The organism is Actinoallomurus oryzae, from assembly GCF_039541955.1.
Lineage (GTDB): Bacteria > Actinomycetota > Actinomycetes > Streptosporangiales > Streptosporangiaceae > Actinoallomurus > Actinoallomurus oryzae.
Genome location: NZ_BAABHF010000022.1, coordinates 223,354 through 239,269, shown reverse-complemented (window position 1 = coordinate 239,269; position 15,916 = coordinate 223,354). Strand labels below are relative to the sequence as shown.

4 protein-coding genes (1 of these 4 cut by a window edge) are annotated in these 15,916 nt (G+C 71.3%); all 4 read left to right on the top strand.

Annotated elements, in window-relative coordinates; translation table 11 throughout:
• Positions 1 to 15 precede the first annotated feature (15 nt).
• Tightly spaced (at most 40 nt apart), the 4 genes in view from ABEA10_RS19630 to ABEA10_RS19615 form a layout consistent with a single transcriptional unit that may run on beyond the window.
• The gene (locus tag ABEA10_RS19630; RefSeq protein ID WP_345465704.1) at positions 16 to 3,159 is read left to right on the top strand and encodes an AAWKG family protein; all 3,144 of its coding nucleotides are present in this window, start codon (positions 16 to 18) and stop codon (positions 3,157 to 3,159) included.
• A gap of 40 nt (positions 3,160 to 3,199) precedes the next feature.
• Complete coding sequence (locus ABEA10_RS19625; protein WP_345465701.1) at positions 3,200 to 3,664, top strand: YbaB/EbfC family nucleoid-associated protein; 465 nt, start codon at positions 3,200 to 3,202, stop codon at positions 3,662 to 3,664.
• The gene (locus ABEA10_RS19620; protein WP_345465699.1) at positions 3,657 to 4,019 is read left to right on the top strand and encodes a hypothetical protein; all 363 of its coding nucleotides are present in this window, start codon (positions 3,657 to 3,659) and stop codon (positions 4,017 to 4,019) included. Before ABEA10_RS19625 ends, ABEA10_RS19620 begins: the two co-directional genes overlap by 8 nt.
• Before the next feature lie 16 nt (positions 4,020 to 4,035).
• A protein-coding gene (locus ABEA10_RS19615) for a toxin glutamine deamidase domain-containing protein (protein ID WP_345465697.1) crosses the window boundary here: on the top strand, positions 4,036 to 15,916 show its 5' portion. It continues 43,985 nt past the right edge of the window; 11,881 of the gene's 55,866 nt are visible here — the first part of the coding sequence; it begins with the start codon at positions 4,036 to 4,038; its stop codon lies beyond the right edge, outside the window.

Below are 15,916 nucleotides of genomic sequence, written 5' to 3'. Positions count from 1 at the left end.
ACCGGAGAGCGGACCATGGCGGACGACAGCGACGACAAGGCCCCAGCGTATTCGACGAACGACAAGTGGGCCGAGGCCGTCAACCTGCTCACCGGCTACGTGCTGCCTCCGCGCGGCACGATCTTCAAGGACAAGCTGTACGGCAACGACGACATCCCGCTGATGAAGGTCGAGATCCACGACTGGGACGTCGAGCCGGACCTCGCCGAGCTGAGCGCCATCAACGCGATGAACTGGCGGACGCAGAACTCCGGCTGGCGCATCGAGAACACCGACTTCGTCGTGCCGTTCTTCAACGGGTCGACGAGCGTCGGGTCGACGGTGAACATGCGCAAAGCGCGGATCACACTGCTGGGCACGGACGCCGACCACGACGTCCCGGCGGGTGGCGTGACCCACGGTGCGACGTTCACCGAGAACAGCGGCAATCTCATGGGAGACGACTTCAAGGGGTGGGACTCCCGGCCGCTCGCCAGCTACAGCTACGGCGGTGGCATAGCGCTCAATGAGCTGCTGAACGCCCCGCACTACTCCACCTATGGGTTCTCCTGGAACGACATCCACGTCGATGACAAGAACGCCGTCGACCTGACCGGGTTCGAACGGGCCGCCAAGGCGTTCGACCGGGCGTCGCGGTTCTTCTACCTCTCCCGCGCCACGATCCAGAGCTGGGAGGATGAGCTCGGCGACTCGGAAGACCCGGCGTGGCGGGGACAGGCCGCCGGCGTCTTCTGGGACATCATCCACCAGCTCGGCGTGACGTATCAGAACTACTCCGACACGCTTCCGCTGGAATTCATCTTCTCCAAGGCCGGCGACGACCTGCGCCGGGCGAGGCAGGGCATCTCCAACGCGATCTCCAACCTGCACTCGACCTGGAGCACCTGGGCGCTCTACGAAGGCAACCCGTTGCGGTGGCTGCACGACATCCTGCTCGAGGTCACCGACGACATCTGGGACAACAACCTCGTCAAGGTCCGCGCCAAGGCGCACTACTACGGCGGCTACTACGGCGGCAGCACCACGTGGACGAACGAGGTCGCCAGCGGGGGCTTCACCACCAACGTCGGGTACGGCGACCTGAACGACCTCTCCACCTGGAAGAAAATCGGGGACGAGGCGATCACCCGCTGGCAGACCTCCGTCGTCAACACACTCGGGGAGGCCGGCAGCAAGGCACTCGACGCGGTCAACAACGCCTGGGTCGACCTGACCAAGACCCTGCAGAAGCTGACCACCCAGAGCGTCAGCCTCCAATCCGACTACCAGGCCGACAAGGCCGCCGCGGAACAGGACAAGGCGGACGCCGCGGCGGCCGCCGCGGCGGCGCATGAGAAGGAGATGGAGGACAAGGCGGCGGCCGACGCGGCGGCCGCGGCGGCGCATGAGAAGGAGATGGAGGACAAGGCCGACAAGCAGCGGGCCGACGACCTCGCGCATCAGAAGGCGATGGAGGACAAGGCGGCGGCCGACGCGGCGGCCGCGGCGGCGCATCAGAAGGAGATGGAGGACAAGGCCGACAAGCAGCGGGCCGACGACCTCGCGCACCAAAAGGAGATGGAGGACAAGGCCGAAAAGGAGCGCCAGGAACAGGAGCAGGAACAGAAGGAGCAACAGGCCGAGCAGGAGAAACTGCAAAAGGAGCAGGAGGCCAAGCAGGAGCAGCTGCAGAAGGAGCAGGAGGCCAAGGCCGAACAGCAGTACCAGCAACAGATGGCCATGCAGATGGCCATGCAGAAACAGCAGGAGAAGAAGCAGGAGGAGCAGGAGAAGAAACAGGAACAGCTCCAGAAGGAACAGGAGGCGAAGGCGCAGCAGCAGTACGAGCAGCAGCGCCAGGACCAGCAGGAGCAGGAAAGGAAACAGGAGGAGCAGCAGAAGAAACAGGAGGAACTGGCCCAGCAGCAGTACAAGGAGCAGCAGAAGACCCAGGCCGAGTACCAGCAGAAGCAGGAAGAGCAGGCCAAGCAGCAGTACGAGCAGCAGCGCCAGGACCAGAAGGAGCAGGAGGCGAAGGCGCAGCAGCAGTACGAGCAGCAGCGCAAGGACCAGGAGGAGCAGCAGAAGAAGGCGGAGGCCCTCCAGCAGAGGCAGGAGGACCAGGCCAAGCAGCAGTACGAGCAGCAGCGCCAGGACCAGCAGGACCTGGCCAAGCAGCAGTACGAGCAGCAACAGCAGCTCCAGCAGCAGTTGCCGGGCGGCGGGACCACCGCACAGCAGCAACAGCTCCAGCAACAACTCCAGCAGCAGCAGGACCAGTTCCAGCACCAGCTGGAGAACGCCGTGGGCGGCCAGATGGGCAGCCAGACCCATCTCAACCCCGACGGGACCGTCACCACCGACTACAGCGACGGCAGCTCGACGACCATCAACCCGCACACGGGACTGGAGACGACGACCCTCCCGGACGGCAGCGTCAGCACCGAGCACCTGAGTCCCGGCCACTCCTTCACGAACCCCGACGGCAGCACGACGACGGTCAACAACGACGGGACCCTCACGACTCACTTCCCGGACGGCAGCGTCACCACGGTCAACCCGGAGACGGGCGTGGCGACCACACACGAGCCGGACGGGCAGACCATCACCACGCCGCTGGGCGGAGGTGCCACGCTGCCCCACGTCTCCACCATCGGCTCGAACTACGAGCCCGAGCTGCACGACCTGCCCTACGACGGGACGCTGGGCTCCGCGGCCTCCCTGCCGACGGCCCAGCAGGTGCCCGGCAGCTCCGTGACCGAGGCCGGGAACTACCTGCCGCTGGGCACCCGTATCGACGGGACCACGACCGGCGGCACCCCCACGACGTCCGGCGGGCCCATGGGCGGACCGATGGGCATGGGCGGCATGGGCGGAATGGGGGGCATGGGAGGGGCCGACAAGCAGCGCTCCGGCGAGCGCGTCCGCCAGGTCTACGACGACGATGACATCGTCACCGCCGAGGGCGGCTCCCTCGGCCGGCGGAGCCGCCGTACTCCCTACGAGCCCGAGACCGCGGCGGGCCGGCGCACGCCCACCGCCTCGGGCTACGACCCGTACGGGTCGGACGCCGAACGCGAGGCGACCGAGAGCGGCGAGCGGGAGCGCGAGGCCTGGGTGCCCGAGGAGGACGACGTCTGGGGCACCGACGAGGGCGGCTCGCCCGCCGTCATCGGATGACGTACGCCACGATCACGGCGCGAGGGAGGAGACAGCGCGGATGGATCTGAACGAGGAGATGGCGGCGCGGGTCGCCGAGGCGCGGGAGCGCCTCGAGTCGACCAAGGCCGCGGTGGCCCGGGCGCGTGCCGAGTTGAACGAGGCGTCCACGACCGTACGGTCCAAGGATCGCTCCGTCGAGGTGACGGTCGGCCCGCAGGGCGAGCTGAAGCGGGTGAAGTTCCTGGACGAGAAGTACCGGACGATGGAGGCGGCGCAGCTCTCCGCGGCCATCGTCGAGGCGGCCGCAAAGGGTCGGGCGAGGATGGCCCGCCGGGTGAAGGAGACCTTCTCCGAGATCAGGCGGATCGGTCAGGGCGGCTCGGACCTGCCCGGCTACACCCCCGACTGGGACCAGATCTTCGGATCGGCGCTGAAGGCGGGAGGCCGCCAGGGCGCGACGCGCCGTGACCGGACGGCGCGGAAACTGCACGACGAGATCGTGGAGGACGGCGACGATGTCTGACAAGTTCCAAGCGGACCCGGCCCGGGCCAAGGCGGCCATAGAGAAGATCGAAGGCCTGGGGCACCTGATCAACGGCATCGGCGAGCGCTTCGTGGACGGCCTGAGCAACGCCGGGGACGTCCTCGGCCACGACAAGTTCGGCCGGACCGCGTTCACGCAGCTCAACAACCAAAAGCTCCAGCTTCACCAAGTGCTCATCGCGCTGGGCCGGGTCGCCGACGGATTCCCCGAAGCGCTCAACCTCCAGAGCAAGTACACGCAGAAGACCCAGGCGGGGGTCGTCGACGCCATCAACGAGTACGGCTCCTACCAGGGTGAGGGCCTGCCGGGGAGAGGCGGCGCGCACGGCAGGTAAGTGAGGGCACGGGGTCATGGGTGACGCGCCGGAAGGGCTGACGTTCAACGAGGACGAACGCAAGCTCTTCCTGTTCCTGATGGGGACGGAACCGCCGGAGGCCGTTCCCCAGCAGGTCTACGCGCTCAGAGAGCCGTTCGACACCCTCGACCAGGACCTGGGCTCGCTCGCGGAGCACTACGCCGAGGTCGTCACCGGCATCGACGGCGCGCTGCCCGACGAGGTCATCGAGCAGTTCAAGCAGACGTTCGGCGCGTTCCTCGGCGCGACCGGCGGCATCAACCACATCGACCAGATCAGAGAGGCCGCCCAGCAGATGGGCGACCAGGTCGGCGAGTGGTCGCGGAGCCTCCTGGAGGCCCAGGTCCAGATCATCGCGATGCTGATCGCGTTGATGGTTCAGCTGGCGATCATGTCGGCGCTGGCCGCCTTCACCGGTGGCTCGACGCTCGGCGAGGAGGCGATCGCCGAGCAGACCACGCGTCTGGGCATCGAGATGATCCTGGACCGGCTGCTGTCGCTCCTCCGGTTCGTCATGCCGACGGCCATCCAGGCGGCGATCGGCGCGCTGCTGATGATGGCGGCGAGCCTGATCGCGAGCTCCATCGACGGCGACCCGCGGGGCCCCCACGTCGACTGGAAGTGGGTCGGCGAGGGTGCGCTCGGCGGAGCCCTCGCCGACATCGGCATCCGGGGCATCGGCGGTCTCTTCGACAACCTGATCGGGAACGCCCTCAAGAGCCTGGACAACCGGTTCGTCACCGAGCTGACGAACATCACCGGCGACTTCATCAAGATGGGCGGCGGCGGCGCGATCGCCGGCACCTTCACCCAAGGGCTGATCGACGGCAACTGGCAGGTCCTGCCGATGATGTTCGTCGGGGCCGGCATCGGCGGTGTGGCCTTCGGCGCGGCCGTACGGGGCGCGGCCCTGGGCGGCATGAAGTACCGCATGACGAAGCTGGACATCAACCCCGCCCTCCTCCGGCCGCCGGACCATTCCGACCTGCCGGCCGACCCGCCGTCGAGCCGGCCGCCGGACGACTCCACCGGCGGCACCGGCACGAGGAACATCGACACGCACCGGCCGCCGGAGACGATCGACCTGCCGCCTTCGGACCCGCCGACTCTCAGGCCCGGCGGCCCCGGTGGCGGCGGCCCGCTGCGATCCGGGCCGGGCCTCACGGAACCGCCGCCGCGGGAGACGCTCGACGACGAGCCGATCGTCCCTCCGGAGGTGGAGGACCCGGCGGCCGTGAACGGCAGCCGGACCCCGCCCGGCATCCAGCAGGGGGCACCGGTCCCGCCGAACCTCCCGCGCGCGCGGGTTCCGTCCAGCGAGACGCCGCCGATGCTGGAGGAGAACCCCACACCGCTTGCGGAAACCCCGCCGGTCACGCCGTCCACGAATCCGCTCACCGCCACCACCCGGGCTTCGGGCGGCGTGAACGGCCCGCCGGTGACGCGGGAGAACCTCCCGGAGGACACCTCGCTCACCGAGACCACGCCGTTGCTGGACGCGAACGGCGTGCCCATCGTGAGGCCCCCGGTGCTGGACGAGAACGGCGTGCCGATCGTGGAGCCGCCGCCGACCACGTCGTCCACGCCCCCGGTCGTCACGTCCCGGCTCGCCGAGCCGGCGCCGGCTCAGCTGCCGCCGGCCCGGCCGGAGTCGGCGCCGGCCTCGGTGCCCGGTCGCGATGGCACGTTCCAGGACCGGCCGGTGCCGCCCGCGCGGCCCGTACGCACCGAGTCGGACACGAACCGCTCCGGCGACGACACGCCTCCGGCCGAGCACGAGTCTCCGGCGACCCCCCGCGACACGACGTCGCAGGACCCGAGCACCACGTCGCACGACGGCCCACCGCAGGACACGGGGCACGACAACACGCCGCATGACACGACGCCGCACGACACGACGCCGGTGCCGCACGACCCGACACCGCCGGCGACCCTGGTGTCCGGGCACGAGGACGTCACACCGAACTTCGTCTTCGACGCCGGCGACCACACCGTCCAGCAGCGGCTCCAGGCCGGCCAGGACGCCCAGGTACGCCGCTACACCGAGCGGCTGGAGAACGAGGACCGCCGGTACTGGCGGCAGCGCGACGCCGACCAGCACCTCGACGCCGCCGTCGCCACGTACCTCGTGTCCAACACGCACGGCGTGCCCCCGAACGCCCCCCGCCCCGATCTCGCGACGCTGGTGCGCTCGGCCGGGGTCCCGGAGCACCTCGCCGACGAGGTCACCGCGGCGTACCAGGCGGTCCGCACCGAGTCCGGCGCCCTCACCGAGGACAACGACGCGGCCCTCACGACGCGGCTGACCGAGGCGCTGGAGTCACGCCTGCCCGAGCCGGAGCAGGGCCCCGGCCCGAACACCCGTACGCTGGCCGAACGCCTGATCCGCGAGCAGGCGCGGATCGACGCCGACACGGCGCGGCCGTGGACCGAGCAGGTGCGGGAGCGGTACGACGCCCGCTGGCAGGCGCTCTACCAACGGCACCTGGACGGCGAGCTGACCCGGTCGGAGTTCGAGCAGCGCTTCGACGACCTGGCCGACGGACTGACCGACGAGCTGAAGCTGGAGGCGGCCGTACGCTCGGCCCGCTTCAGAGCCGAGAGCGACTTCGACCTGGCCGGCCTCGGCACGTCGCACTCGCCCGTCGCCGCCGCCCGGCTGCGGGCGCGGTTCGGCGACGATGTCGAGTCGGAGGTGCGCCGGATCGCCGAGCGGCTCGGCCTGCGCGGCGGGCGGGTCGACCCGCAGGTGTGGGACCGGTTCCACACCGAGGCCGACCAGCGGGTCCATGACCTGACGCAGGGCCAGCGCACCCGCGTGGCCCTCGAACAGACCGCGGACCAGTACTTCGGCGGCCTCCTGGAGCAGGCGGGCCTGGACCACGCCTCTCCCGAGGCCCGTACGCTGCGCGCGGAGTACGACGCGGAGTTCGCGGCCCGTACGCGAACCCTGCCGGACGGCACCGAGACCCGTACGCTTCGCCTGGACGACTACGAACGCCGCGCCGCGCAGCTGGAGCCCCAGGTACGCGACCTGAACGATCGCTGGGCGGCCCGCCTGCGCGCCAAGGCCGCCGAAGACGCCCTGCTGACCCGCGCCGGCGAGGACATGGGGCGGTACGAGATCGCCTGGCGGGAGCAGTCCGAGCAGGCGCGGACCGGCGAGGTGGATCTCGACGCGGTGCTCGCCGAGCTGCGCGACGACCTGCGCGCGGAGGGCCGTCGTCTCCTCGGCGACCGCGACACGTCGGAGCTGACCGTCCAGGAGTGGGACGACCACGCCACCACGCTGACCGCCGCGTTCGACCGGCTGGCCGCGGGGATACCCGCGCGGTTCGACGAGTACGCCGGCCGCGTGGCCGCGCTCCGCCGGGTGAGTGAATCGCTGACGGGACTGGAAGGCACCGCCGAGCACATCGAACGGGTCGGCGCGGACTTCCGCGCCGCGATGACCGAGGCGCACCGGGCGGCGGTCGGGCGGCCCGAGGACGGCGTCTGGCCGCCCGAGGAGCTGGCTCGGCGCGAGGCCGCGTTCGACCGGGAGTACCTCCAGCCGTACCTCGCCTCCCTGAACGACCGGCTGGCGTTCGAGTCCAGCCTGGACCGCGCGATGGGCGACGGCGCGACCCGGTTCCACGAGATGACCAGCGAGGCGAGCGGGCTGACCGGCCGGGCCCGTCGGCGGTACGCCATGGACGACCAGGCGTTCGAGGCGATGGCCGGTGAATTCCGGGCAGACTGGGCGACGCTCTTCCACGAGGCACACGGTGTGGGCCGTGACCTGCCCGAGATGCTGGCGTACGAGCGGGAGCACGGCGACGTCTTCGGCACCACCCTGCGGGACGCCTGGACACACTTCCAGGCCGAGGTGGACGCTCCGCGCGTGGCGCGGCTGCGGGCCTCGGCGCTGGAGTCGCTGGAGAACGGGTTCGACGAGGGGCATCCGCCGCTGACGTACCGGCCGGCGCGGGAGGAGTACCAGGAGGGGCTCAACCGGCTCCGGCGGCGCGTCACCGACGGCTGGGACCGCGCGGTGACCGACGAGGAGCGCACCGCGCTCCTCGACACGGTCCGCGCCGGCTTCGACGAGCTCCGCGCCCGGGCCGTGGAGCGCGAGGCGGCCTATCGGGCCTGGGAGGACGACCCCGAGTGGACCCTGGACTTCGCCCGGCTCGACATCACCCGCAAGCCGGTCGAGGCGTACGAGCAGCGGGCCGGGACTGAAGAGATCGAGCCCCCGCCGGCCGTCCCGGAGAGCACACGCCCGCCGACCGTGTCCGAGGGCCCGCCGCGCGACCCGGAGGACCGGCGGCCGTACGTGGAGGACGCTCCCGAGGACGAGAAGCCGCCGCTGCCCGCCGATGACGCCGAGACGGTGCTCCAGGAGATCGAGACCCCGGCCAAGGCGGCTCCCGCGCCGCGCTCCGCGCGGATGGTCGAGGCGGAGAACCGGGTCCGCGAGGAGCTCGCCGCCCTGCGTGCCGAGATCGCCACCCGCGACGAGGCGTACCTGGAGTTCGAGCGACGGCTGACCGCCCGCCCGGGCGACGCCCGGCCGGCCCTGGCCGAGGAAGAGACCCTCCGCGAGTGGTTCGCCGACGAGTGGGCGGGTGGCCGGGACCGTACGGCGCTGGGTGAGGAGCTCACCCGGCGGCTGGACCAGGCGCACGCGGCGGCCCGGGCCGGTGAGGCGTTCGACCGGGAGGTGGCGGGCGGTCGGCGGCGGCCGTGGGGGAAGGACGGCTTCGCGGAGTCGCCCCGGGCGCTGGAGCTGCGCGAACGCTTTGTCCGCGAGACGACCGAGTCCCCGCTCGGCGACGCCGAACGGGCCGGCCTGGTGCAGGAGCTGCGCGAGGAGTACCGCGAGGCGCGGGCCGAGTGGCGGCAGCAGAGGTCCGCGAACCGCGCCTTCGAGGCCGCGCTCACCGTCGACGGCCCGCAGGGACGGGTGGACCTGGGCCGTGCCGCGCACGAGTGGGACAACCTGACCCGCCGCTGGCACGAGGAGGAGCTGACCCGCCTCCGGGAGCGCTACACCGACGAGCGTTCGGCGCTGACCGACCCGGCCGAGGCGGGCCGGCTGACCGAGAGCGTCCGGCAGGAGGCCCAGCGGCTCACCGCCCAGGCCAGGCCGATCGCCGAGCTGGGCCGCCGCCTGGAACAGGTCGCGGAGCGCAACGAACCCGCGCCCGAGTGGTCGCCGGAGATCCAGTCCTGGTACCGCTCCGAGCGGACCGCGCTCACCCGGCAGACGATGGCCCACGTGCGCGACCGGCCGTTCGACGCGAAGCTGCGCGCCCGGCTGGAGTCGGATTACACCCGCAGGCTCGCCGCTCTGCGCGAAGTCGCGGACAGCCGGCAGCTCGCCCGGCAGGAGTTCGCCGGCCTGTCAGCCACGCGTGGGGCCGGGCAGGCGACGATGCGCTCCCACCAGACGGTCGCGTGGGCGAGCCGGCGGATCGAGCAGATCCGCCGCGCGTACGTCGAGGAGCAGCTCACCGACACCGCCCTCGGCGAGGCCGAGCGGAAGGGCCGTGAGTTCGTCTTCGCGCCGCCGGAGACCGCGCCCGGCGACTGGCGCGCACACGCGTTGCGGTCGGCGGAGACCCGGGTGCTCGACCGGTACGAGCAGGTGTTCGCCGAGCACGACGAGGAGCTGGCCGGACTCTCGCAGATCACCGTGTCGCCCGAGGAGCGGACGGCGTTCGAGGAGGCCGTACGGTCCTGGGTGCGCGACAACCCGCAGGCGCGGGACCACCCCCGGTTCGACCAGATCAAGGAACGCCTGGGGGAGGAGTTCGAACGCCGGCTGCTCGCGGGCGACCGGGACCGGCAGGAGGTCATCGACGCGCTCCCTGGCGAGCTGGACCTGGAGGCCGCCCGGCAGGTCGCGATCGGCCACGGCCGGCAGGCCTTCGACCGGAGGTTCGCGCTCTGGAGGCGCCGGCTCGGCGCGAACGAGGGCGGCCTGCCGTTCGAGCTGACCGAGCCGGTCGCCGAGATCGTGCACGAGCAGGAGGGAATGGAGTTCGACCGGCGGTGGGAGGACGCCGTACGGGACGTCTTCCAGCAGACCTCTGACATCCACGAGAACCTGGCGGCGCGCCGTCGCGAGGTCGCCACCCGGCTGCGCGAGCTGACCGACGGCCTGTGGGACGCCTTCGACCGGCGGGCCGGCCTGGCGTCGGAGCAGGGACGCTTCGCCGAGCTGTTCGAGGCGCAGGCCGCGTCGTTCAAGGATCACCTGTCCGACCCCGACCGCGCCCTCCTGGACGGGTTCGCGGCACGGGACGCCACGCCCTCCGAGCCGGGCCGCCGGCAGGTGCTGCACGACGGCCAAGAGGAGCTTCGGACCCGTTACGACCGGCACTTCCCGGCCGGCGAGCCGGTCACCGAGGAGGCCGTGGCGCGGTGGCGGGAGACGTTCGACAAGACGGTCGGGTCCCTGCCGTCCCGCCTCGCGACGCAGACCGCGCGCGAGGCCGCGATCCAGCGCTCCTTCCAGGACCTGGCGACCCGGAACGCCGCGTGGGAGAACGATCCGGGGCTGGGCGAGGAGTTCCGCGACCGGTTCGGCCTCCAGCACGGCGTCACGCCGGCCAAGGGGATTCTGTCGTCGATGCAGACCGCCCTCGGCCGTTCGGTCAACGACCGTTTCGGCGCGCTGTTCACCGGCGAGCAGGACAAGAGCCTGCGGGCCCGGTTCGAAGAGTGGCGCGCGTGGTACGACGACGCCGCCGGGACCGACCGGCTGAACGTCTGGCTCGCCGTGGAGACGGCCCGCCAGAGCGTGGCCGGCAAGGCAGGGCAGATCTTCGCGGAGGAGTCCGCGCGCTGGCAGCGCGAGCACCGGACGCTGTCCGAGGACGAGCTCGCACGGGCCCGGTCCGGCCTGGTGGAGCGCATGCTCGACGCCTACGACGGCGTCTTCGGCCTCGGCGCGCGGAAGACGGAGGACCTGGACGGCCGTACGAGGGTGTGGGACGAGCGCGTGCGGCGCCTCACCGCCGACCTGCCCGCCCACCTCGCGTTCGAGGCGGCGGCCTCCGCCGTCCTGAAGGGCGGGGGCCGGTCGTTCCACGCGCTCAGCCAGGGCCACCGCCTGGACGACGAGGTGTGGCTGGACCGGACGAAGGACCTGTTCCGCGACGACTGGTTCGACGAGTGGCGCGTGCTGATGGCCCCCGAGGACGTCTCGTCGTCCTGGGCGGAGCAGGAGAAGACCACCACCGACGCGTTCGGCGCGGGCCACGACGAGGCCGCCGCCGAGACCCGCCCGGCCACCGAGACCGACGCGCTCACCGAGACCGACGCCCTCACCGAGACGGAGACGCTCGTCGCGACCGACGTGCTCACCGAAACCGGAACACTCGCCGACGGCGAAACACTCACCGAGGAGCGAGGCCTGGAGCCGAGCCCGTACGTCCACGACGCTCCGCTCACGCTGGGCGCACCGTCGAGCGTACGGATGGCCGCTCCGCACGCCGGTCAGTCCGTCCAGCACGCTCCCACCCCGCACTCCCCGTTCCCGACGGTGCCGGGCTGGCCGGCGTCCTTCCGGGACGAGGCGGACCGGCTCGCGGATCTCGCGCCGGAGGAGCGGTGGAACGCGCTGACGGCCCTGTCGCAGCCCCAGCGGGAGACGCTGGCCTCCGCCCCCGAGTTCGTGACCCGGATGAGCGAGCGGCTACAGGGCAGGGACGCCGAGTTCGCGGCCGTGGCGGCACCCCTGATGATCAGGTGGGAACCGGGTCTGGAACAGCCGGGCCTGGCGCTGCACCGACTCCACGCGATCGTCACCGCGATGCTCAGAAATCCGGCCGTCGCGGAGAGGCTGCTGATCTCGGGCGCGCGGGTGCTGATCCTGCCGAGAAACACGCAGCTCACGTCCGTCGGGATGTTCAGCCAGTATGCCGGCCGGCCGGTGAGGGAGGGCTATCCGCGGCTTTGGGACCACGTGCGGTCGGTCACCCAGCGGGGAGTCGCCGTCATCCCGGAAGAGAACCTCACCGGTGCCCCGATCGTCGTCGGAGTCGGCTCCGCGGCAGGGCCTGAATACAACCCGGCCGGTTATTCCTCGGCGGTGCATGAGGTCGCTCATCTGATTCTTGATCACGGTCTTGGCCAAGAAAATCAGAACTATGTCCAGGCTGTGTTCAACAATAAGTGGGAGTGGGCCAGGCAAGGTCACGCCGTATGGTGGCCGGACGGGAACTATCACCCGGAATCTCCGGGCATGAATTATTCAAGTATGAATGCGGCGGAGTTCTTTACTCAGCTCACCAACGCCTATTTCGGGGTGAACGCCGGACACGATCTCTATACGGGAAGCATGCGGAACAACGGTGCCGACTCGGTCCGTGGCGGGGAGCCGTACCTGATTCAGCTGCTGGAATGGATCTACGGACCGGACCCTCAGATCAGCGTGCCGGCGAATCCCCTCGGCGAGGTTTCAGCGGGCGGCCACGGCGCCCTGTTCGCGCCGCCGGCGAACGCCCCGGCGCCGCCGACCCCGCAGATTCACAGCGGCCCGCCCGGGTCGACGCACGAGAATCCGACCTTCCGGTTCCCGACGGTGCCGGACTGGCCGGCGTCCTTCAAGGACGAGGCGGACCGGCTCGCGGATCTCACGCCGGAGGAGCGGCGGAACGCGCTGAACACCCTGTCGCAGCCGCAACGGGAGACGCTGGCCTCCAGCCGCGAGTTCGTGACCCGGATGAGCGAGCGGCTGAGGGACAGGGACGCCGAGTTCGCGGAGGTGGCGGCCCGGCTGATGCTCCAGGTGCCGCCCGAGGTGGAGCAGCCGGCGACGAGCCGGGAGCTGGCCGTGAAGGTCATGACCCGGATGCTGAAGTTCGCGCCGGACGCGGCCTGGCGGATGCTCGACCGCGGCGCGCGGATGCTCATCCTCCCGAGGGGCGTGAGCCTGACCAGCGTGGGGCCCTGGACGGTGGAGGCCGGTCACCTGATCCATGGCGTGCTGGCCGAGACGCACCGCGGCCTGAAGGACGGCACGATCGCCGTCACGCCCGAGGAGGACCTCACCGGTGAGCGGTCTCTCGTAGGCGACCACCCGCAGAACGGCTTCAGCGTCGTGGTGCACGAGTTCGCGCACCTCTTCCACACGCACGGCCTGAACGAGCGCGATTTCGACCGGATCGAGGCCATCTTCGCCGAGCGGAAACAGGGGACGGGCAAATGGCCCGACGGAGATCTGATGGACCCGGCACGGCCGGACCGCCAGAACTACTCGTCCCGCAACGTCTTCGAGTACTTCGCGCAGGCGGTCGCGGTCTTCTTCGAGGTGAACCCCGGCGTCGACGTGATCACCAAGCTGGAGCGGCTCCACACCGCCGAAGAGCTGCGCGCGCACGACCCGAAGATCGTGCAGTTCATGGAGGAGTACTTCGGAGCGGCGGACGAGGGTCTTCTCGACGGCAGTCCGTTCCGGCACACCCAGACGGAGAACGACGCCTACGAGGCGCTGCGCTCGTCCGAGCGCCTGCTCGCCGACGGCGGGCGGGTCCGGTTCGCCTCGCTCTACGCCGGCAAGCAATGGGACCTGGCGATCCGCCGCTACGAGCGTGCCTTCGCCACCGCACTCGCCGGCGATCCCCGTCTCATCGGACCCGTCCGCCGTGCCCTTCGCGAGCTGGACCGCAGGCTCACGGTCGCCGCGCCGGGCAAGTCGGCCATCAAGAGCTACCTGGACCCGACCGGAAAGCTCACCGACGCCGAGTTCGAACAGCGGCTCGACGACGACGCCGGCTGGCGGCTCGGCGAGCTCATGTCCGCGTTCCGCTCGGCCGTCTCGACCAACCGCGAACGGCTCGGCTGGAACCTGACCAAGCGCCCGTTCCCCCTCCGCGAGGGGCGCTGGATCGACGAGATGATCGACCGTGGCTACCGGCCCGGCCGTCGGATGTCCGACCAGCTGGAGTTCGTCTTCCGGGTCTACCGCTACCTGGGGTTCGGGCCGGAGGACCGCGCGCTGTTCCTGCGGGCGGTGCTCGCCACGGGCAGCCCGCTGTACGAGGCCTTCGTCACGTGGCGGTACGCCGGGTTCGGTGACGACCCCGCGCACCCGGTGCCCGAGGAGATCCTGGACGGCGAGGCGGCCGACCTTTACGACTTCGGCCACACGACCTTCGACCCGCGTGGCCTGACCAGCGACCCGGACCTGCTCGCCGACCTGGTGCCGCCACACCTGGCGATGAAGGGCGGTCAGTCGCCGGACTCGTCCCCGGTCTCCGACCCCGACGGGCGGCCGGCCGGCGAGGCGACCGGGCCGGCCGGGCCGGCACCGCCCTCGCCGCTCTCGCTCTCGGCGTCGCACGGCATGCCCCGGGCCTCGTACGAGACCCCGCCGGACGCCCTTGTGGAGGCCGACGCGGTGCTCTACCAGGCGATCCGGGACCGGCTGGGTGACGGGACGTCGGTTCGCGCTACCGGCGGTGTCCCGTCGGTGGAGATTCCGGCTTCGGTGGTGCGCGCGCACGCGCGGGCCTGGTGGTCGGCGATGGGGAACGCGCCGGAGACGACGCCCGAGGTGCTCGAGCGGGTGGTGCGGGAGACCGCCGAACGGGTGGCGCGGGGCGAGTCGCCGGTGCCGTACATGCTCCAGGACGCGACCGGGGGGCTCGCCGACCCGGCCCGTGGGGGCCTGGCGTTCGGTGTCGAGATCGAGTTCGACCTTCCCGCCGGCCCGGTGGAGGCGCAGCGAGCCAGGTACGAGGCGATCATCGCCGAGGGCCGTGCGAGTTCGTGGCGGGAAGCCGTGACCGTGGCGCTCGTCGAGGACCTGAGAGCGGCGGGGCTGACCAGCCAGACCGAGATCGGTGGGTACCACCAGGCGGTCGATCTGGGTTACACCGAAGCCCGGGACGGGTGGCGCCTGGAGAAGGACCCCACCGTGGACGCCGAGCTGATCTCTCCCATCCTGCGTGACACCCCGCAGACGTGGGAGGACCTGCGGACGGCTGTGGGCATCGTCCGTTCGCACGGCGGTCACATCACGAAGCGGACGGCCGGGCACGTGCACGTGAGCACCCGTCAGTTCGGCACCGACGTCAGGGCGTACGAGGCGTTGCGGGCGCTGTTCACCGGCTACCAGGACGAGTTGTTCCGGCTGGGGATGAACCCGCGCGCCGATGCCCACATGGGTCTGAGGTGGGCCCGGCCGCTTCCCGCGGAGCACGCCGGGTACGTCGCGGTCTGGGCCACCGCCAGCGGGGTGCGCGATGACGCGCTGAGCTTCGAGCGTGTTCAGGGCAAGGGCACGGATCACCCGGAGCTCCGGCACATGGACGGAAGCCTGGACGAAGGGGAGATCCAGCAGAACGTGAAGGTCGCCCTGGGCCTCGTGCACGCGGCGCTGCGGCTGGCCGAGGACCCGAACTGGCGGCCGCCCGCCCATGAGGAGGTCGGCGCGCACGCGGGCGTGGTGCAGCGGGTGCGCCACGCGGCGAGCGGGCCCGGGGAGGTGACGGTCTTCGAGCCGGACGCGCCCGAGGTGACCGGACGCCTGCGCGGCATGCTGGACACGATCTTCTGGCGGCCCGAGGACCGCGAACAGGCCATGGCGCGGTACGCGGTGACCTCGTGGTTCGGCGGCCGCGGTGCCCGGCAGGCCGACGACGCCGGTCTCGTCGATCCGGCCTCGGTCCCCGGCCTGGAGGAGCTGGTGCCCCTGGGCAGTGTCTTCGTGACGCGGTCGCCGGGTCTGGCCGTGTTCCGCTCCGCCGACGGCGCGGCCGACCGTGGGGAGGCGGCGCTGGCGGACCGGCTGCGCGCCATGGTCCCCGGCGGCGATGCCTTCGTCGCGATGGTCGCGTTCAACCGCCGGCCCTTCGTACCGCACGCCTTCGGTTTCGGAG

What these genes read in the sequence shown, in the direction of transcription:
- ABEA10_RS19630 (WP_345465704.1), top strand. Translation starts at nt 16, where the DNA reads ATGGCGGACGACAGCGACGACAAGGCCCCAGCGTATTCGACGAACGAC.
- ABEA10_RS19625 (WP_345465701.1), top strand. Translation starts at nt 3,200, where the DNA reads ATGGATCTGAACGAGGAGATGGCGGCGCGGGTCGCCGAGGCGCGGGAG.
- ABEA10_RS19620 (WP_345465699.1), top strand. Translation starts at nt 3,657, where the DNA reads ATGTCTGACAAGTTCCAAGCGGACCCGGCCCGGGCCAAGGCGGCCATA.